This is a genomic window from Streptococcus sanguinis (assembly GCF_019929225.1).
GTDB lineage: Bacteria > Bacillota > Bacilli > Lactobacillales > Streptococcaceae > Streptococcus > Streptococcus sanguinis_J.
This window is the reverse complement of the sequence record NZ_JAHZPA010000001.1, coordinates 625,938-645,174: the sequence shown is the minus strand read 5'-3', so window position 1 is coordinate 645,174 and position 19,237 is coordinate 625,938. Positions and strand designations below refer to the sequence as shown.

Annotated in this window: 18 protein-coding genes and 1 pseudogene; 9 read left to right on the top strand and 10 right to left on the bottom strand. The window is 38.5% G+C overall.

Annotation, left to right across the window (positions count from 1 at the left end; genetic code table 11):
* Positions 1-10 precede the first annotated feature (10 nt).
* From ffh to K1I80_RS03265, 6 genes are all read left to right on the top strand, one after another.
* A complete protein-coding gene (gene ffh / locus K1I80_RS03290) occupies positions 11-1,585 on the top strand; it encodes a signal recognition particle protein (protein WP_002906577.1) in 1,575 nt (524 codons plus the stop codon).
* A gap of 67 nt (positions 1,586-1,652) precedes the next feature.
* On the top strand, positions 1,653-2,483 hold the full coding sequence (locus K1I80_RS03285; RefSeq protein WP_223312895.1) for a hypothetical protein: 831 nt from the start codon (positions 1,653-1,655) through the stop codon (positions 2,481-2,483).
* Entirely contained in the window at positions 2,480-2,902 is a 423-nt protein-coding gene (locus K1I80_RS03280; RefSeq protein WP_223312896.1) for a hypothetical protein, read from the top strand. Before K1I80_RS03285 ends, K1I80_RS03280 begins: the two co-directional genes overlap by 4 nt.
* 66 nt (positions 2,903-2,968) lie before the next feature.
* A complete protein-coding gene (locus tag K1I80_RS03275) occupies positions 2,969-3,772 on the top strand; it encodes an alpha/beta hydrolase (RefSeq protein ID WP_223312897.1) in 804 nt (267 codons plus the stop codon).
* 68 nt (positions 3,773-3,840) lie between these two features.
* Complete coding sequence (locus K1I80_RS03270) at positions 3,841-4,284, top strand: MepB family protein (RefSeq protein WP_223312898.1); 444 nt, start codon at positions 3,841-3,843, stop codon at positions 4,282-4,284.
* 451 nt (positions 4,285-4,735) lie between these two features.
* Complete coding sequence (locus tag K1I80_RS03265; RefSeq protein ID WP_223312899.1) at positions 4,736-5,050, top strand: DUF5677 domain-containing protein; 315 nt, start codon at positions 4,736-4,738, stop codon at positions 5,048-5,050.
* Between the two features lie 186 nt (positions 5,051-5,236).
* On the opposite strand, the gene K1I80_RS03260 is transcribed toward K1I80_RS03265, so the two are convergent.
* Entirely contained in the window at positions 5,237-6,472 is a 1,236-nt protein-coding gene (locus K1I80_RS03260) for an Abi family protein (protein WP_223312900.1), read from the bottom strand.
* A 208-nt stretch (positions 6,473-6,680) separates the two neighbouring features.
* Between K1I80_RS03260 and K1I80_RS03255 the strand changes: the two genes are divergently transcribed.
* Positions 6,681-6,962: a hypothetical protein gene (locus tag K1I80_RS03255; RefSeq protein ID WP_223312901.1), complete on the top strand. Its 282-nt coding sequence runs from the start codon at positions 6,681-6,683 to the stop codon at positions 6,960-6,962.
* Between the two features lie 109 nt (positions 6,963-7,071).
* On the opposite strand, the pseudogene K1I80_RS03250 reads toward K1I80_RS03255, so the two are convergent.
* Positions 7,072-7,801, bottom strand: a pseudogene (locus K1I80_RS03250) (DNA cytosine methyltransferase); the annotation flags it as partial.
* A gap of 124 nt (positions 7,802-7,925) precedes the next feature.
* Here K1I80_RS03250 and K1I80_RS12075 point away from each other — a divergent pair.
* Together K1I80_RS12075 and xerS are read left to right on the top strand one after the other, a co-directional pair.
* Positions 7,926-8,441 carry a zinc-ribbon domain-containing protein gene (locus K1I80_RS12075; RefSeq protein WP_223339004.1) on the top strand — a complete coding sequence of 172 codons (516 nt, stop codon included), beginning with the start codon at positions 7,926-7,928 and terminating at the stop codon, positions 8,439-8,441.
* Between the two features lie 246 nt (positions 8,442-8,687).
* Positions 8,688-9,758 carry a tyrosine recombinase XerS gene (xerS, locus tag K1I80_RS03240; protein ID WP_125356346.1) on the top strand — a complete coding sequence of 357 codons (1,071 nt, stop codon included), beginning with the start codon at positions 8,688-8,690 and terminating at the stop codon, positions 9,756-9,758.
* A gap of 72 nt (positions 9,759-9,830) precedes the next feature.
* Here the strand turns inward: xerS and K1I80_RS03235 are convergent, their stop codons facing one another.
* The 8 genes from K1I80_RS03235 to K1I80_RS03200 all read right to left on the bottom strand — a co-directional run bounded on the left by K1I80_RS03235 (position 9,831) and on the right by K1I80_RS03200 (position 19,229).
* Positions 9,831-10,469 (bottom strand): hypothetical protein, encoded by a 639-nt coding sequence (locus K1I80_RS03235; protein ID WP_223313123.1) that lies wholly within the window; start codon positions 10,467-10,469, stop codon positions 9,831-9,833.
* Positions 10,470-10,635: 166 nt separating this feature from the next.
* Positions 10,636-11,625, bottom strand: coding sequence for a lipoate--protein ligase (locus K1I80_RS03230; RefSeq protein WP_223312902.1), 990 nt, complete (start codon positions 11,623-11,625; stop codon positions 10,636-10,638).
* Between the two features lie 66 nt (positions 11,626-11,691).
* Positions 11,692-13,398: a dihydrolipoyl dehydrogenase gene (gene lpdA, locus K1I80_RS03225; RefSeq protein ID WP_223312903.1), complete on the bottom strand. Its 1,707-nt coding sequence runs from the start codon at positions 13,396-13,398 to the stop codon at positions 11,692-11,694.
* A gap of 78 nt (positions 13,399-13,476) precedes the next feature.
* Positions 13,477-14,520, bottom strand: a complete 1,044-nt coding sequence (locus K1I80_RS03220; protein ID WP_223312904.1) for a dihydrolipoamide acetyltransferase — start codon at positions 14,518-14,520, stop codon at positions 13,477-13,479.
* A 587-nt stretch (positions 14,521-15,107) separates the two neighbouring features.
* Complete coding sequence (locus K1I80_RS03215) at positions 15,108-16,100, bottom strand: alpha-ketoacid dehydrogenase subunit beta (RefSeq protein ID WP_223312905.1); 993 nt, start codon at positions 16,098-16,100, stop codon at positions 15,108-15,110.
* Positions 16,101-16,118: 18 nt separating this feature from the next.
* On the bottom strand, positions 16,119-17,087 hold the full coding sequence (locus K1I80_RS03210) for a thiamine pyrophosphate-dependent dehydrogenase E1 component subunit alpha (RefSeq protein ID WP_002906568.1): 969 nt from the start codon (positions 17,085-17,087) through the stop codon (positions 16,119-16,121).
* A gap of 222 nt (positions 17,088-17,309) precedes the next feature.
* Positions 17,310-18,476, bottom strand: coding sequence for an ATP-grasp domain-containing protein (locus K1I80_RS03205; RefSeq protein ID WP_002909733.1), 1,167 nt, complete (start codon positions 18,474-18,476; stop codon positions 17,310-17,312).
* Between the two features lie 12 nt (positions 18,477-18,488).
* Entirely contained in the window at positions 18,489-19,229 is a 741-nt protein-coding gene (locus tag K1I80_RS03200) for an esterase family protein (protein ID WP_223312906.1), read from the bottom strand.
* Positions 19,230-19,237: the final 8 nt, after the last annotated feature.

Sequence of the window (19,237 nt, the reverse complement as noted above, 5' to 3'; positions counted from 1 at the left end):
GAAATAAAAAATGGCATTTGAAAGTTTAACAGAACGTTTGCAGAACGTCTTTAAAAATCTACGCAGAAAAGGGAAAATCTCAGAGAGCGATGTCCAGGAAGCAACCAAAGAGATTCGTCTGGCCCTTTTAGAAGCCGATGTTGCTCTGCCGGTTGTCAAAGACTTTATCAAGAAAGTCCGTGAGCGCGCTGTCGGTCATGAGGTTATCGACACCCTCAATCCAGCGCAACAAATCATCAAGATTGTTGACGAAGAGCTGACAACTATCTTGGGTTCTGATACTGCTGAGATTATCAAGTCACCAAAGATACCGACTATTATCATGATGGTTGGTCTGCAAGGGGCTGGTAAGACCACCTTTGCTGGTAAGCTTGCTAATAAGCTCAAGAAAGAAGAAAATGCTCGCCCGCTCATGATTGCGGCGGATATTTACCGTCCGGCGGCTATTGATCAGCTGAAAACACTTGGACAGCAAATTGATGTACCTGTTTTTGCTTTAGGTACGGAAGTTCCAGCTGTTGAGATTGTCCGTCAAGGTTTGGAGCAAGCGAAAGCCAACCACAATGACTATGTCCTGATTGATACGGCTGGTCGCCTTCAGATTGACGAAAAGCTCATGCAGGAGCTGTCAGATGTCAAAGCGCTGGCTAATCCGAATGAAATCCTCTTGGTTGTAGATGCCATGATTGGTCAGGAAGCGGCTAATGTCGCTCGAGAATTTAACAGCCAGCTGGAAGTGACCGGGGTTATCCTGACTAAGATTGATGGTGATACCCGTGGCGGTGCAGCCCTGTCTGTCCGTCAGATTACTGGTAAGCCTATTAAATTTACTGGTACCGGTGAAAAAATCACTGATATCGAAACCTTCCACCCAGACCGCATGTCCAGCCGGATTTTGGGCATGGGGGACATGCTGACTCTGATCGAAAAAGCCTCTCAAGAATACGATGAGAAAAAATCGCTTGAAATGGCTGAAAAGATGCGGGAAAACACCTTTGATTTCAATGATTTTATTGATCAGCTGGATCAGGTTCAAGGTATGGGACCTATGGAAGATTTGCTCAAGCTGATTCCAGGTATGGCCAATAATCCTGCCCTCAAGAATATCAAAGTGGATGAGAAAGAAATTGCCCGCAAACGTGCTATCGTATCCTCTATGACACCGGCTGAGCGGGAAAATCCTGACTTGCTGAGTCCTAGCCGTCGCCGTCGGATTGCTAATGGTTCAGGTAACAGTTTCGTTGATGTCAATAAATTTATCAAAGACTTCAATCAAGCTAAGCAGATGATGCAGGGCGTTCTGTCAGGCGATATGAGCAAGATGATGAAGCAAATGGGTCTCAATCCAAACAACATGCCTAAGAACATGCCTGGTGGCGGAGGAATGCCCGACATGTCAGCTCTGGAAGGCATGATGGGCCAAGGCGGTATGCCAGATATGTCAGGCTTAGGAGGAGCCGGCATGCCGGATATGAGCCAAATGTTTGGTGGCGGCCTCAAAGGGAAGGCTGGAGAATTTCTAATGCGTCGCAGCATGAACAAAATGGCCAAGCAAATGAAGAAAAACAAGAAGAAGCGGAAGTAATAAGGGAGAACTTCATCAAACAACTTGCTTATAAATATATATTTAGGAAAAGTTTAAAGGGAAAATTATGGAAAGAAAAAATAGGAGTCAAACAAAGTCAAAAAATCTTATCTCAAGGTTTATATCTCAATTTGCTGAATTAGGAATAAATCAAATAAAAACTGCAATTACAAATTTTATTTCTCTATTTATATTTGTTATTGTTTTAGTTTTTGCTGTTATTTACATAGGGATTCCATCTTTAGGAAGTTTATTTAATTCATTATCTCCTTGGAATCAACAAAAACAAGAAATAAGTGCAAAAAATAATGTGAGAGATGCCTATTCTTCAATTATAGGGAGTAACGTAGGTGTTATTTCTCAAAATGGTTTTATTAGTTGGTTTAGTAGCAAAGAAGCGAAAGAAATTGATATTTCGATACCAAAACTAATTAATTATTCTCCTCTGTTTGATGATGATTCAAATAGAAGTCAGTTAAAAACTGCTTTTGAATCATCATTTAACAAAGATACAAGTTTTCAATCTGCTGGCACTTATAAAATATTCTATGACGGAGAATTAGTTGTTGGCTGGAAAGATGGGGAAAAGATTAGCAGTTTCAAAGATTTATCCAAGGTTCAAAAGAAAGAGATACTAGCCGATTTACAAAAGAAAATTTGGAATGAATCAAACGTAAAATTTAATGAATGGGAAAAAATTGGGGATCAAGATAATGTTGATTTTGATTTCAAACCATCATCCAACCGTGTTAAGATTATAGGAAAATTTATGGATGAAGGTGGTTGGGTCTTTGGCATTGGTAAGAAAAAATATAAATTGTATGTTGAGTATGATTTGAAGGATGACGATACACCTGTTTTAGTAGATAAAAGTTTGAAAGTGGAGGAAGTAAAATGATATTAGTTAAAAAATACTGCTTTCCTCTAATTGTTACTGCTTTATTTATTTCAATTTTTCTGGGTTATAATAAATATTCAGAAAGACAATTATTGAAGCAAGACTTAAATCTAGATGGTATTTTTATTAATGTAAAAGGTGTGGAAATATCTACTGAAGAAACAAATTATTTTGAAAGTAAGCCTTATAAAAAAATTAAAATAGAAATTCCCTCACTATCTTCTCAACTTGATGATCAAACATCTAGTAATTCTAATAATAAAGGAACACCAAATCAAATTATTAATAGAGAAAAATTTGATAAAAATTTTGTAGATTGGTTGAAATCAATTTACGATGAAAAAATTGCAAAAAGATATACTAAAAGAATTGAAATTTGGTATAGAGATATCAAGGTTGTAGATAAAGAATATAAATGATAATCAACAAGCTACATAAATCCGTTATGTGGCTTGTTTTTGGAAATATCAGATACGGAGACTAGAATGAAGCCTTTTTTGACTCAATTAATTCATAGACTTGCTAAAACCTTTCAAAAATTATTGAATAAGCTGCCTTCCCACCCTATTTCTCATCTACCTGCCAGCAAGGTAAAAATCAGCCCGATTATCATGATTCCAGGTAGCTCTGCAACGGAGAATCGATTTAATCGAATGGTTAAAAAACTCAACCGCAATCAGCATTCGCGTCATAGCCTAGTCCGTATTAAAGTCTGGAATGACGGACATATGACTTATCGAGGGCATTTGAAGCGGAAGGATAGAAATCCCATTTTTGTGGTTGGCTTTCAAAATAATCGCGATGGTTATGAAAACATCAAGCAGCAGGCGGCCATGTTTGACGCTGCCTTGACTTTTTTGCGAGAGAAATATTCTTTTGACAGCTTTAAGGCGCTGGGGCATTCTAATGGTGGTTTAATTTATACAGTATTCCTGCAGCAATACCTTGCAAACCACTCTGGGCTAGAGATGGAAAAGCTTCTGACTATTGGCAGTCCATATAATCTGAATAAGAAAAATCTCAATCATCGAGCTGAGATGTTGGATGACTTTGTAGCAAACCAAGGAAAATTACCTAAGAAGCTACAGCATTTGTCAATTTTGGGAATCTTTTTCCGAGATGGTGACGGAATTGTTCATAAAAGCAGTGTAGAGGCTGGGAGCTTGATTTACAAAGGAAAGATTGCTTCACACAGAGAGGTAATCATTACGGGCAAGGATGCACACCATTCTTCCTTGCCGCAAAATAAGCAAGTCGTCGAATTGATTAGGAAGTTTTTGATGGAATAAACCTAAACCTCAACCAATATTTTTTACATAATTTAATTTTGGTAAAAAATTAGAAAGGCGATAAAACAATGAAAATGACAGACATTCTTCATAGGTATTATGGTGACTTTGATCTGATAAATGAAAAATGGAATGAAGACTATGAAAGCATTTTGATTAAGCCAAAGGATGATCAAGAATATAAAAGATGTCGTTTGGCAAAGAAAACACCTAAAAAAGAAGGCTACTTTACAGTCTTTTGGAAAAAAGACCAAGACAACAAGAATATTCCTTATACTGATAAAGACTTGGGTAATGAACTGGTTATTGTCGTCATCGACGACCGTCATTGCGGTATATTTATCATTCCCAAAGAGGTGGCTATCAGTAAAAAAATTCTCTCTACAAAGGATTGTAAAGGAAAGATGGCTATGCGGTTTTATACGTCCTGGTGCAGCAATTTAAATAAAACAGCTCAGGCAATACAAAAATGGCAACTGGATTATTTTCAAAAAATCGAATTAGAAGAATAAGTTTTAGTGAAACAAGACAGAGTTTAATTTCTCAATTTTGTCTTGTTTTTATTATCTATTTTGTAGTAAAGTTTAAACTAAAAATTTATGTACAATTGACTTAACATGAACTAAACCATTGATATAACTGAATTAGAAGTATAAAGTACATTCTTTAAAAAGTGTACTTTATTTTTGTTTTGTACATTATTTTGGAGTGGTATTTTGTATGTTTTCTAGTACATAATATCCTCTAATCTGAGAAATTGATTTGTACATTTTTTACTCTAGTAACAGCAGAAGAAGTGGTGGTTCAATTGTACATTTTAAAAATATGAGCGTATCTTGTGTAAGAGCATGCTTTATATTTATATTTTATTGATGGTATAATTAGAAGGCAGATTTTTCGGAATTATTACTAGAGATGATTAACGATACTTCAAATCAATTAGTAGCCAATGCCAAGAGTGTAATGTACGAAAATACACTTTTGTTCAGATGTGAGGAAGCTGAAATAGTCGCAAGAATAAATCAAGAATGGTTCAAAGCCTTCACAGCCTCAGAGACAATGTATATGATGGTTTTTGAAGCTATAAAGGATTACTCTGATTATGTAAATAAAATTGATAATAAGGAGAGAGAAAAATCTATTCATAAATACACAGCCTTGAAATATATACACGGAAGAGGTCTCCAACAATTTTTAGAGATCATTACTCTAATGAAGAACGGTTTTACTGATGGTGCGTATTCGAGGTGGCGTTCACTTTACGAATTAAATATCTAAGCAATGCAGTTAATAATAATTAACAGCCCTCAATCAGATCTCCCAGTATATACGCTGGTTGAATATAAAAAAGCTCCAATAAATTTGGAGCTTCATTTAGAGTACCCATCACTAAGGCACTCACGCCGTCTCGGCAATTCAATTATGTGAACATTATATCAGTATCGTATACTATTGTCAACACTTTTATTGCACTCTTTTTAGAAAATTTTTGTTAATTTTCCATTTTAACTGAAAAATATTTTTCAAAAAATATATTAAAAATATTTTTCTGATTCTTCTAACATCGAATAAGGTAACCTCGTTTAGTACTTTCAATATATCAAATAAAGCAATTTTCTTTAAATCATTAGAATTTTTAATTTTAGGTTTCAGTTTTAGGCGACGAACTAAATTAGTATTTAGAATCAAATTTTCAGGAGTTCGAATTCGAGAAATTAGACCATAGTGTGCAACACAATTTCTAGCTTCTCTCATTATTTCAAGATAATTTATAAACTCTTCTTTCTTAGAAGATGGACTCCCTACAAAACCTAAATCTTTCATAATATTATTTTGAATAGTAGAGTCTAGACCTAAAAATAGTACAATTAAATCATTTAGCATCAAAGTGTTAATAACTACCCATATAGGTGGATATTCATATTTTGCTACATATGGGTACTTAAATTTGCAGTAATCGCTGTAACTTAAGCTAATAAAGTCTCCAGTGCATCCGTTCATTCTAAAATTTGTTAATTGTTGATTATTAGACAAGTTTTGCAAAGCTGAAGACTGTGCTGAATCAACTACAAATTTTCCTTTGAATCTGTTTTTTTCGACACCTCTAAATTTTCCTCTAAATTCTCCATCAAAAAATAATATCTGATTACCTAATCTACTATGATAAGTACAAGTACCAGTGAAATCGACATTATGCGCAAAAACGTCTTTCTGGACATATTTTTTAAAAAATTTATGGCTATTGTATACTTCATTTTTTTCAATATCATAGTTATAAAAATAATTAATTAAATGTGCTGGACCAGAATTTTGATTAGGAATAGAATAATGACTAATATCAAGGTAGAAAGTGTTTAAATTTGAAGTAATTGTACTAAAATTACCAAAATAAGACTTACTTAAATGATAAGAAATACTAAAACTAAGTGCTAATTCAACTAAAGCTAGTTGCTTATATAATTCCTTAGAAATTTGCTTATCTAGATTATACACTCGTCTAAAATCATTAAAAGAAATATTTTTATGGTAAATTTTAGATTCTTTATCACTCAAAAAAAGTGTTTCAAAACCATTAATAGCATTAAAATAATTATTCTGTTTTATATACTCATCAAATATTGACTCATTGATGCGTTTAAGTCCTCTTTGAGATTGAATTTTTCTTTGATCAGGAATGTCTTTAAAAAGCTTATTTTTCATTTTTGGATATTATTTTTCCTTAACATATTTTACATTTCCTGAAAGGTGCTTCATAAATCAGCACTCTCTCTATCTATATTATATCACATATAACAAACCGAAACAGGATAAAATAATTCAGAGTTTATTTATTGTGAAAAATTTCAAAAATCGAACTAGTAAAAATATGGTCGTTGCTTTGTAAGGTATGAAAATTAATAAGATTAAAATGGAACGCTGGATTTTATATTTATCAAAAAAAATACGACATATTCGAACTGTTGAACATACTGATTATGGATTAACTACTCCATGTGAGCACTCCGCAATTACTTTAGCACAACTTATAAGTTTGCTTTTAACCGTATATTCATCTGGTGATGCTCTTCTAGTAGCAACAAACATGATAAATAAGTGGGTAGATGTGGTAAGAGAAGAGTATTTCAAGACACATGATTTCATTTTTCCAGATGATGCTAAATTATGGGATGAAGATAGCAATTTATCTTGATGAGAAAACTTACAAACAATTGAATGTAAAAAATGGATGCTAATATACATCCATTTTTTTAATTCAGTATTGATAATTTATTAAAAACAGCATAAAATAGAAGTGTTAGTTAATTTTCAATTAAATGAAGCGAATATATTACCGCCTGAGCTATATGCCATGCAAGAATAGGAGGTACTGCATTTCCGATTGCTTTATAAGCCGAGGAAGCGCTTGTATTAAATATAAAGTTATCTGGAAAAGATTGTAATCGAGCACATTCTCTTACAGTTAATCTTCTCCAACCTTTCTTGTCTTCATGATCATTTGGGTTATTGACATAGTTAGGATCGGTGTTGTAGTGTGCCTCGATATTTCCATGATGTTCTGCACGAATTGTAGGAGCAGGAGCATTTTTGGGGATTTGGTTATTACCCTGTCTTTTTATATCGTCTCCATAAAATTTTGCATGGGATACGCTATTCCTATTATGATTAGCAATTTGATTGGTATTAAATAGTTCCCAAATATCTTCTAACGCATCAAATGCGGTTCTTGGATTTCCAACATGAGTAGGTTCTGGGTAATAGATTTTCTCATTATCACCTATATCATTTCGGATTCCAACTATAATTACACGTCGTCTTGATTGAGGGACGCCATAATCCGCTGCATCTAGTACATTAAATTGAACGTCATAGCCAATTTGTTTGAAATGTTCCATAATAATCTCAAGTGCTATTGCATCAACATTCTCAAGGTTTTTGTTTCGAGAATTGCAGATACCATCCACATTCTCAGCAACAAAAACCTTGAGAATGTTGAATAAAGCGACTCATTTGAATATATAGTTGCCCACGTTCATCATTTAAACCAGCTCGTTTTCCTGCTACACTAAAAGTTTGGCAAGGGAAACCTCCGCTCCGAGTATAATATCAATACCATTGGGATTTGCTTCATTTATATTTCGCTGGTTAGGTATAAATCCATTGTTGTCCATATTGTTCTTTTAAAAAGACTGCAAAAGGTTATAATGATCTTGAAACAACACATCCTTGGTTAATTAAAGAATGGTCATCATTAAATAAACAAGAAATGTCTTCTGTAAGGGCAAATTCAACATATAACGCATGGTGGAAATGCCCTGTATGCAATGGAGAATATCAGCAAGTTATTAAAGAAAAATTTTACAGAGAAAATTCTTGTCCATACTGTAGGAATCAAAAAGTATTAAAAGGGTTTAACGATCTAGCAACAACGCAACAAAGCCTAATGAATGAGTGGGATTATCTAAATAATTTCTTGATAGCAAGTCCAACTGAAATTACAGAGTTAAGTAATATGTCTGTATGGTGGATATGTCAAGAAAACCTTAATCACCGTTACAAAATTCAAGTAAAAGAAAGAATGGCATACAAAAAACGAAATAAAAGGGCGTGTTCCATTTGCAAAGGCTACAGAAGAAAGCAAGAACACTTTGTAGAGTTTAAAAAGATATAGATAAATAAAAACACTTTAAATAAAAAGTGTTTTTTCTATATAAAATGTACATTTGAAAAATTTTTAGTTTTCACTTAAATAAAGTACATTTTGGACCGATTTTTGCCCGAAAAAAATTTTTAGTTATTTGTTTTATTGAAAAAGATTTCTTACTTCCCTCTATAATCTTTCCGAAAAACTATAATTTTCTTGAAAAATATATCTAGATATGCTATACTACTGTTATAGAAAAAACGGAGAAATGTGATGAGACGTGAACTGTTATTAGAAAGAATTGATAAACTCAAAGCCACTATGCCCTGGTACATCCTGGAATATTACCAGTCTAAGCTGGCGGTGCCTTATAGTTTTACAACCTTATACGAATATCTCAAAGAATATGATCGCTTTTTTAACTGGGTGCTAGAATCTGGTATTACCGATGCTTCGCATATTGCTGAGATTCCTCTTTCGGTCTTGGAAAACATGACCAAGAAAGACATGGAAGCCTTTATTCTTTATCTGCGCGAGCGGCCGCTTCTAAATGCTAATACGACGCAAAACGGTGTTTCCCAGACAACCATCAATCGAACTCTTTCGGCTTTGTCAAGCCTCTACAAATATTTGACTGAGGAAGTTGAAAACGAGCAGGGTGAGCCCTACTTCTATCGAAATGTGATGAAAAAGGTTGCTACTAAGAAGAAAAAGGAAACTCTGGCTGCTCGTGCAGAGAATATTAAGCAGAAGCTCTTTTTAGGAGATGAGACAGAAGAATTCCTCCAGTATATTGATACGGAGTACCCTAAGAAGCTCTCTAATCGCGCCCTGTCTTCTTTTAACAAGAACAAGGAACGAGATTTAGCCATCATTGCCTTGCTGCTTGCCTCTGGTGTTCGTCTGTCTGAAGCTGTTAATCTAGACCTGAAAGACATCAATCTAAAGATGATGGTCATTGAAGTGACAAGAAAAGGCGGGAAAAGGGACTCTGTCAATGTTGCTGCTTTTGCCAAGTCCTATTTAGAGGAGTACCTGAGTATTCGAAGCAAGCGATACAAAGCCGAAAAGACTGATACAGCCTTCTTTTTGACTGAATACCGCGGCACTCCTAATCGAATCGATGCTTCCAGTGTCGAAAAAATGGTAGCCAAGTATTCTGAGGACTTCAAGGTGCGAGTGACGCCTCACAAGCTCCGCCACACGCTTGCTACACGTTTATACGATGCAACCAAATCTCAAGTTCTCGTCAGCCACCAGCTAGGGCATGCTAGCACTCAGGTAACAGACCTCTACACCCACATTGTCAATGATGAACAAAAGAACGCTTTGGACAAATTATAATATTACATAATTTAAAATATGCAAACAAAACAAAAGAGCGAAAAATCTATTTTAGATACTTCGCTCTTTTTCTTATAAAAATTCAATCCAATAGTTACGATGGGGTTCAACAATCAGCGGTTTGCCCCAGAAGTGCTTGAGATGTTCTAGATTTGCTGCGGTAATTGGTCGATTTTTAGAGTTGTACTTTTCAGCGCTTTCTCTAGTTAGGAAGCATTTGACCGCTTCGTAGGAGCCTTCTGCTGTCTCTCTATTCAATCCTTCGAAGCTAATTTCGTCGCCTGGCTGAGGATTATCTGTGAAGAGTTTCCCTATAAAGTAAACCGTCTTACTCTTCATCAGATCGTAAGCCTTGATATTCTCTATTCGATTATTAGCTGCTGCAAACATGATGCAAAAGCTGTCAACAAGATCCTTTAAGGGCAGCAGATCTTCCTTGGGAACGAAGATATCTACCATGTAGAGCCCACCAATGACTAGGTTTTGGAAAGAAGGTTGCTGAATGACATTATCTAACGCCATACCAAGCGGCAATTTCACGGCTTGATAGCCTGATTTTTCAAATTCTTCATTCTTTTTCTCATAATCTTCTGCAGATATGCTAACATAAAAGTTGTCTGGATTAGGAGATGGTTTTTTCTTCAGAAAAGCTACAACTGTGCGGTCCAACTGCTCAAACAGACCAAGGCTTTCTACTGGAACTTTCTGCATCAAGACACCCCTTTCTCTAATTCCCTATCATTTTATCATATCTGGTAGATAAAGCCTAGAGAAAACTAGCTGGTTAAGGAAACGTAAGAATGTTGTTGATTTGAAATATACTGTTTACATAAAAAACCAAACTCTTCGAGAGCTTGGTTTTCTTTATGTCATATTTTTAACCGACGATTGCTTCGGCAATCTCTTCTCTGCTGATTCCAGCAAAGTAGCGGCTAATATCAATCGTTTCAAGAGCTTCAAGGACATCTTCGCGTTCGTATTTAACACCGCGCAGCACATCCTCTACTGCTGCTACGTCTTCAATACCAAAGAAGTCTCCATAGATTTTAATATCCTGAATCTTAGATTCAACAACATTGGCAAAGATTTCTACCTTACCGCTGGTAAACTTGGTGCCACGGCGCACATTGTATTCAGGTGATTTACCGTAGTTCCAGTCCCAAGTTCCAAACTTGCTATCTCTGATTTGCTTGATTTCTTCCAGTTCTTTCTCAGAGAAGACATACTCTGTCATTTCTGGATATTCTTTCTTCATATAGTCCAGAAGCAGGTCGCGGAATTCTTCGACGGTAATCTTTTCTGGCAATTCATTGACAATATTTGTCACGCGTGCACGGACAGATTTAACTCCTTTTGATTCGAACTTGTCTTTAGAAACCTTAAGCGCATTGGCCAAGACAGACAAATCAACATCAAAGAGTAAGCAACCATGGTGCATGATACGGCCGTTAATATAGGCCTGAGCATTGCCACAGAACTTCTTACCGTCAATTTCCAGGTCATTACGTCCAGTAAATTCAGCCTTTACCCCAAGCTCTGCCAAGGTATTAATAACTGGCGTAGAGAAACTCTTGAAGTCAAAAGCACGATCTTCGCTTTCCTTGGAGATAATGGTGTAGTTGAGGTTGTTCAGATCATGATAAACAGCTCCTCCACCACTGATACGACGTACAACTTCAATGCCATGCTCACGAACATAATCACGGTTGATTTCTTCGATAGTGTTTTGGTGGCGACCCACGATGATAGAGGGTTTGTTAATCCAGAGCAGGAAAATTTCATCCTCATCTAAGAGGTGTTTGAAAGCATATTCCTCCAAAGCGATATTAAAAGCTGTATCATTTGAGTAGTTAACAATGTATTTCATAAGCTACCTCTTTATACGATAGAGACTGGAACAATGATTTATGCCCAGTCTAATATATCTTTTAAATTATTTTTTCTTAGGTGAGTGAACTGCTAATCCCAGTACGTCCGCAAATGCTTCGTACATAACTTCTGAGAAGGTTGGATGACCGTGAATGGTCTTAAGCATTTCTTCTACGGTGATTTCCATTTCGATGATGGTTGATGCTTCATTGATTAATTCTGCCGCTGCAGGACCAATGATATGAACACCGAGGACTTCACCATACTTCTTGTCAGCGATGACTTTAACGAAGCCTTGAGCTGCATCTGAAGCGATAGCACGGCCGTTAGCAGCGAAGTTGAACTTACCAATTGCTACATCATATTTCTCACGAGCTTGCTCTTCTGTCAAACCAACTGCTGCTACTTCTGGCAGGGTGTAGATAGCTGCAGGCGTCAGATTGAGTTTAGCAACATGGTGGTTACCCTTCAGTGCATTTTCAGCAGCAACTTCACCCATACGGAAGGCTGCATGAGCCAGCATCTTAGTACCATTGATATCACCTGGTGCGTAAATACCTGGAACAGAAGTTTCCATGTACTCATTGACCTTGATACGGCCGCGATCCAGTTCGAACTCAACCTCACCGATGCCTTCTAGGTCTGGCACACGTCCGATAGACAGCAGAGCCTTATCTGCAACAATATCTTCTTTCCCTTCAACCTTGATACGGAGTTTGCCATTTTCTTCGACGATTTCTTCCAACTTAGTTTCAGTCAGAATTTTCATACCCTTGCGCTCCAAGATGAGGCGAAGGTTTTTAGAGACTTCAGCATCCATAGCGGGTACGATACGGTCCATCATTTCGATAACGGTGACTTTTGAGCCAAATGTCATGAAGGCTTGTCCAAGCTCAATACCGACAACACCACCACCGATAATTACCAGATTTTCAGGCACTTCGTTCATTTCCAGAATATCATCGCTGGTCATAACTAGAGATGATTCCATTCCTGGGACATTGATCTTGCTGACTTTTGAACCACCAGCAAGGATAATCTTCTTCGTTTCTAGCAGCTCGCTGCCGTTTACAAGAACATTCTTGTCTTTAGTAATGGTACCAATTCCCTTATGAACATCTACGCCATAGCTGCGAAGAAGGCCAGCAACACCGCCAACAAGCGTATTAACAACCTTATTTTTGGTTTCAAGCACCTTGTCCATGTCCACTGAGAAGCTTGGGTTTTCGATGATGATACCGCGGTTAGCAGCGTGACCAATGTTTTCAATGATTTCAGCATTGTGCAAATAAGTCTTAGTAGGGATACAGCCACGGTTCAGGCAGGTTCCGCCGAGCTCAGACTTCTCAACCAAGGCAATCTTGCCACCCAGCTGGGCTGCTTTGATAGCCGCTACATAACCAGCAGGTCCGCCACCGATAACAACGATATCGTAAGCATCATCACTCTTATCATCATCTGTACTTGCTGCCGCCGCTGTAGGAGCTGGTGCTTCCGCAGGTGCAGAACCGCCAGCAGTTGGGATATTTTCCCCTTCTTCTCCCAAGTAACCGATGACTTCCGTTACTGGAACAGTTTCTCCGTCACCTTTAAGGATGGCAATCAGGTAGCCGTCTTCTTCAGCTTCCAATTCCATGCTGACCTTGTCAGTCATAATTTCCAGAAGGATTTCCCCTTCTTTGACAAATTCGCCGACTTTCTTATTCCATTGGACAATTTGCCCTTCGGTCATATCCACGCCGGCTTTTGGCATAATTACTTCTAAAGCCATTTTTCTTTCCTTTTCTAATTTAATTTTTCACTTGCTGAGTATTTCGTTTCTTTGCATCTCAAACTAGCAAAGAAAATCTTATACCAACATTGAAATTGGTTCTTCAATCAAAGCCTTCAAGTCCTTCATAAACTTAGCTCCAGCCATTCCGTCAACTACACGGTGGTCAATGGTCAAGCCCAGACTCATAATTGGACGGATAACAATTTCACCATTAACAACGACAGGTTTTTCTACTGTTGAGCTCACTCCTAAGATAGCAGAGTTTGGCTGGTTAATGATTGGACCAAAGGACTGAACGCCAAACATACCCAAGTTACTGATTGTGAAGGTTGAGTTTTGCAGCTCGCTTGGAGCTAACTTACCTTCCAAGGTACGTCCGATTACATCTTTAAAGGCTACCACAAGCTCTGATAAAGTCATTTTCTCTGCATTGTAGACAACCGGTGTCATCAGGCCATTATCCATACCGACTGCCATTGAAAGGTTGACATAGTTGTGTGTGATAATGGTCTTGCCATCCTCTGTCAAAGTCGAGTTAAGGTAAGGATGCTTCATCAATGTCTTCACAACAGCCAGCGAAAGCAGGTCTGTGACAGTTACTTTTTTGCCAGTTGCTTCCATGATTGGATCCAGCACTTTTTTACGCAAGGCCAGCATTTCTGTCATATCAACATCATAGTTGAGGGTGAATGTCGGCGCCGTCAGGTAAGATTCTACCATTCGCTGAGCAATGACCTTCCGCATCGGCGTCATTGGAATACGCTCAATCTCACCATAAGGAGTGACATTATCAGGTACTTCTTCAACTTTTTCAATTTGAGCAGGAGATTTGATTGTATCGCTCTCAACATTCTCAGGCAAGAAGGCAAGAACATCCTTCTTCATAATCTTGCCACGATGGCCAGTTCCTTGAATCTCTTGCCAAGCAATATTGTGTTCTTGGGCAATTCGTTTTGCCAGTGGTGAAATACGCACCACATTTGTATCTTTATAAGTTTCCACGTCTTCTTTGTGGACACGACCGTTTGCGCCTGAGCCAGAAACATCATAGAGGTTGATTCCCAAATCATCCGCTAACTTTCTAGCTGCAGGAGTCGCTCTTAGCTTATCATCAGCCATGACCTCTCCAATTCTAATTATGATACTAAGGGCGTAAAAAGCGACTGAAAAATAGGAAATCAACGCAGGTTTCGATGAAGCCAAGGAGATTTATCTTTTTTTCGCAGTTCTCCGTCCGAATTCAATTACATAATGCTAGGGCGTTAAAAGTCAAAGTGAAAATAGAAAACTTAACAAAGAAAGTTTAGTTTCTAGAAAAGTTTATCTTTTTCACACAGACTTTAGCCCGTGTTCAACTCTACAAGTAACTTGGATACAAAACATATCTCAAGTTACTACGGTTGCCGCTATCTGCGACCAACCTAGTAGACTTACTAAGTCGTTCGTCGAATATTATCGATTCGACTCTCTCCTGTTGCAACTCTACAAGCAACTTGGATACAAATGTATCTAAAGTTATTATGGTTACCGCTATCGGCAATCAACCTTGTAGGCTTACTAATTAGCTCATCTGCTATAATCAATCTGAATAACGATTTTCTGCAATTAGTAATATTCTAAGACTCTTTGACCCTCTACACAAGATTATATTACATAAAATAATTTATGTAATATAATTCATAAGAAAGCCTTTTCTTTATTATACCTTATTCTTTATGATATGTCTTCCGAATAGCGTCTTTAATGCTTTCAACGGTCGGAATCATCGCGTTTTCCAAGTTTTGTGCATAAGGCATTGGCACATCTTCACCTGCACAACGGCGGATCGGAGCATCTAGATAGTCAAATGCTTCAGACTCAGAAATAATCGCTGAAATTTCACCAATGAAACCGCTAGTTTTGTGGGCATCATTAACCAAAACTACCTTTCCAGTCTTCTTAACAGAGTTGATGATAATATCCTTATCAAGCGGCACCAATGTACGTGGGTCAACCACTTCTACAGAGATACCTTCTTCTACCAATTCCTCAGCCGCCTGCATGACACGGCGAAGCATTTTTCCGTAGGTAACAACTGTTACATCGGTACCTTCTTTTTTGATTTCGCCAACACCGAGTGGGATTACATACTCAGGATCCAGTGGCACTTCACCTTTTTGGTTAAATTCAGACTTGTATTCCAGGATAATGACTGGGTTGTTGTCTCGGATAGAAGCCTTGAGAAGTCCCTTCATGTCAGCTGGAGTTCCCGGTGCCACAACCTTAAGACCTGGAATGTGGGTAAACCAAGATTCCAAAGACTGAGAGTGTTGAGCCGCTGAACCAACTCCATTACCTGCTGCACAGCGGACAGTCATTGGCACTTGTCCTTTTCCGCCAAACATATAGCGCGTTTTAGCAGCTTGGTTAACAATAGCATCCATAGCAATTACAGAGAAGTCCATAAAGGTCATGTCTACGATTGGACGCAGCCCTGTCATAGCTGCTCCAGCTGCTGCTCCAGAAATAGCTGCTTCTGAAATCGGACAGTCACGTACACGCTCTGGCCCGAACTCTTCCAGCATACCAACAGATGTTCCGAAATCTCCACCAAAGACTCCGACATCTTCTCCCATCAAGAGTACATTTTCATCGCGACGCATTTCCTCAGACATAGCGAGGATGATGGTATCACGAAAAGACATAGTTTTAGTTTCCATTTTCTTTTTCTCCTCTCTTTAGTCTGCGTAAATATCTTCAAAGGCAGATTCAAGCGGCGGGAATGGACTTTCTTCTGCAAACTTCACAGATGCTTCTACTGCTTCTTTGACTCCAGCTTGGATAGCTTCCAGCTCTTCCTCGCTTGCAATCTTGTTTTCCAGCAAGTATTTACGAAGATTTTCGATTGGATCTTTTTTCTTCCATTCTTCTACTTCTTCACGAGTACGGTATTTACCTGGGTCAGAAGAAGAGTGTCCCAACCAACGATAAGTGACGCTCTCAATCAAGACAGGTCCTTTACCGCTGCGAACATGCTCTACAGCTTTTTGGAAGCCTTCATAAACATCCAGAACATTATTTCCATCTTCGATGAACATACCCGGAATGCCATAAGCTGCGCTGCGCTCGTGGATGTGTTCTACATTGGTCATTTTCTTGATATCAGCAGAAATGCCATAGCCGTTATTGATACAATAGAAAATTACGGGTAGATTCCAGATGGAAGCCATGTTGACTGCTTCGTGGAAGACACCTTCGTTGGTAGCCCCGTCACCAAAAAAGCAGACAACAATCTTACCTGTCTTCTGCATTTGCTGGGTCAGAGCTGCTCCGACAGCAATTCCCATGCCACCACCTACGATACCATTAGCACCAAGATTTCCAGCATCTAGGTCCGCAATGTGCATAGAGCCGCCTTTTCCTTTACAGGTTCCAGTGTATTTACCAAGGATTTCAGCCATCATTTCGTTGAGGTTGATTCCTTTGGCGATAGCTTGACCGTGTCCCCGGTGATTAGAAGTCAGCAAATCATCCTCATTCAAGGCCAGCATAGCACCGACATTGGCTGCTTCCTCACCTACCGAGAAGTGAGTCATCCCAGGAACCTTTCCTTTTTTTACAAGTTGAGCAATTTTTAAGTCCATGCGACGGATTTCTTCCATCTTACGGAACATCTCTAATAAAAGATCTTTATCTAAAGTTGCCATTTTTTTGCCTTTCTAAGCATAATTCTTCTACTTAATTCTATCTAAAGCTGTAAGCACTGTCAAAACTTTTGCTCACTTGCATTTCACAAAGAAAAACCAGTCAATCCATTGGATAAACTGGTTTCCGACATCAAAATAGAAATTTCACAAACTTTTTGTGCTAGAGTAGTTTTTACTATTTTGAAACTGTTATACGAAAATAATAGCAGAGCATGCTTTTGATTAGTCCGCCTGTTTAGCGAAATCTGCAATCATCTGCTCCATCTGCTCACGGCTTGGTGTTGTTAGCATATAGAGGTAGTCACCTTGCAGCTCTGCAAAAGCGGCTGGCATGTCTTTCTTAACTTTGAAATTATCTCTGTATTTCTCCAGCAAGTCAGCCTCAGGGTAAGCATAGTTTGTCGATGCACGGCGCGAGGTTGCCAAACAATACAGTGGCTCCATGTGAGCAGCTGGGAAAGGCTCTCCTGCTACAATCGCTGCATAGCCTCTGTAAAGATCGATTGAGTGGGCGAAATTATAGACATCAATGGTAAAGCCACCTGCTGGACGGTTATTGTACTCAATGGCTACATAATCATCACCTTCGCGGAAGAACTCGATATGGAAAAAGCGTTCTTTCATGCCGAAGGTTTTGACAATCGCTTCTCCATAAGCACGCAGTTTTGGATCCATATCCTTAAGAACGTAGTAGGAATTGTCCATCTTATAGATCATCAAATCCAGCGGTGTATGAGCATAGTCAAAGGTGGTCGAAAAGACGATCTGACCGTCCTTATCTACCAAACCGTCAAAAGTACAGATTTCGCCAGACTGGACAAACTTTTCAAAGAAATAAGCTGTCTGATGATCCCATTCTTGCTTGAAACGTTCAACATCTTCTGCTGTTTCCAATTTAAAGGTCGCAGCTGCCCCCACTCCATTATCAGGCTTGGCAATCAAAGGTAGACCAAGTTTCTTGACAGCCAAATCAGCTCCAGCTTCTGTATTGACAATCTGGCCCGGTACAACTGGAACGCCTGCTTTTTTAAAAAGCTTCTTCATTTCTGATTTGAACTTGGTCTTTTTCAAGTCTTTTGGTTTTGCTCCAAAGACATTGAATTGCTCACGCAACTCTGCGTCCAGTTCTAGCCAGTATTCATTATGTGACTCAATCCGATCAATAGGTCCATGTTTGTAGAAGAGAAAGGCAACTGCTCTTTTTACTTCATCAAGGTTTTCAAGATTTTCTACTCTAAAATATTCGGTCAATGAATCCTTCAAAGGCTGGTCTAGTTGGTCATAAGGCTCCTGACCGATTCCCAGAACAGTAATTCCTTTGTTAGCCAGTTCTACAGTAAACTGCTGAAAATTTTGTGGATAGTAGGGAGAAATAACGATATAATTCATAGGAAACCTCCTTTAAAGATTGAGTTCATTGAGGAAATAAGGCATTTGCTTACGCCACCAAATCCAGTCATGGGAAACATCATGGCCCCATTCAGCAAACCAAGCTGGAATATTCTTATGCTCAAAAGCTTCTTTCAGCGTGTAGAAGGAAGGAAGGCCATCCTGCTCCCAGTCGCCCAAGCCAGTACAAACGATAATATCAGCCTGTCGATAGCGGTCAATAAACCAGCCATCATTTTGGTTCCAGATATAGTCAGCTGGTGAGTTTTGATAAATGACTTCGTCATTCAAATTGTCACCAACAAAGAAACGTGCATCATAGACACCACTGAGGGCAATCACTTTATTGAAAACATCCGGATGCTGCAGGAAGAAATTAATAGCATGATAAGCACCCATGGAGCAGCCTGTCGTCATCATAGGGTCAAACCAACCTGTCTTATGTTTGACAAAAGGAATAGCTTCCTCAATGACATATCGCTCATAGGCACGATGCATTTCTGCTCGGTCGTGAGGATGCTTCCAATCCGCCAGCCAACTCTCACTATCAACGCTGCTGAGAGTGAAAAACTGGACTTTACCAGCCTCAATAAAACCTGCACAGGCTTCAATCATGCCAAAATCAGCATACTCATTGTGGCTGCCGCCTGATGATGCGAAGACTATAATCGGGAGCCCAGCATGGCCATAGCGATTGACATACATTTCACGGCCTAGGTTGCCGCTCCAATGACTTAAAAATTCTACATGCATAGTTTCTA

Bases quoted from the DNA above. Each gene is read 5' to 3' on its own strand.
- ffh (WP_002906577.1), top strand. From the start codon at position 11: ATGGCATTTGAAAGTTTAACAGAACGTTTGCAGAACGTCTTTAAAAAT.
- K1I80_RS03285 (WP_223312895.1), top strand. From the start codon at position 1,653: ATGGAAAGAAAAAATAGGAGTCAAACAAAGTCAAAAAATCTTATCTCA.
- K1I80_RS03280 (WP_223312896.1), top strand. From the start codon at position 2,480: ATGATATTAGTTAAAAAATACTGCTTTCCTCTAATTGTTACTGCTTTA.
- K1I80_RS03275 (WP_223312897.1), top strand. From the start codon at position 2,969: ATGAAGCCTTTTTTGACTCAATTAATTCATAGACTTGCTAAAACCTTT.
- K1I80_RS03270 (WP_223312898.1), top strand. From the start codon at position 3,841: ATGAAAATGACAGACATTCTTCATAGGTATTATGGTGACTTTGATCTG.
- K1I80_RS03265 (WP_223312899.1), top strand. From the start codon at position 4,736: ATGTACGAAAATACACTTTTGTTCAGATGTGAGGAAGCTGAAATAGTC.
- K1I80_RS03260 (WP_223312900.1), bottom strand. From the start codon at position 6,472: ATGAAAAATAAGCTTTTTAAAGACATTCCTGATCAAAGAAAAATTCAA.
- K1I80_RS03255 (WP_223312901.1), top strand. From the start codon at position 6,681: ATGGAACGCTGGATTTTATATTTATCAAAAAAAATACGACATATTCGA.
- xerS (WP_125356346.1), top strand. From the start codon at position 8,688: ATGAGACGTGAACTGTTATTAGAAAGAATTGATAAACTCAAAGCCACT.
- K1I80_RS03235 (WP_223313123.1), bottom strand. From the start codon at position 10,469: ATGCAGAAAGTTCCAGTAGAAAGCCTTGGTCTGTTTGAGCAGTTGGAC.
- K1I80_RS03230 (WP_223312902.1), bottom strand. From the start codon at position 11,625: ATGAAATACATTGTTAACTACTCAAATGATACAGCTTTTAATATCGCT.
- lpdA (WP_223312903.1), bottom strand. From the start codon at position 13,398: ATGGCTTTAGAAGTAATTATGCCAAAAGCCGGCGTGGATATGACCGAA.
- K1I80_RS03220 (WP_223312904.1), bottom strand. From the start codon at position 14,520: ATGGCTGATGATAAGCTAAGAGCGACTCCTGCAGCTAGAAAGTTAGCG.
- K1I80_RS03215 (WP_223312905.1), bottom strand. From the start codon at position 16,100: ATGGAAACTAAAACTATGTCTTTTCGTGATACCATCATCCTCGCTATG.
- K1I80_RS03210 (WP_002906568.1), bottom strand. From the start codon at position 17,087: ATGGCAACTTTAGATAAAGATCTTTTATTAGAGATGTTCCGTAAGATG.
- K1I80_RS03205 (WP_002909733.1), bottom strand. From the start codon at position 18,476: ATGAATTATATCGTTATTTCTCCCTACTATCCACAAAATTTTCAGCAG.
- K1I80_RS03200 (WP_223312906.1), bottom strand. From the start codon at position 19,229: ATGCATGTAGAATTTTTAAGTCATTGGAGCGGCAACCTAGGCCGTGAA.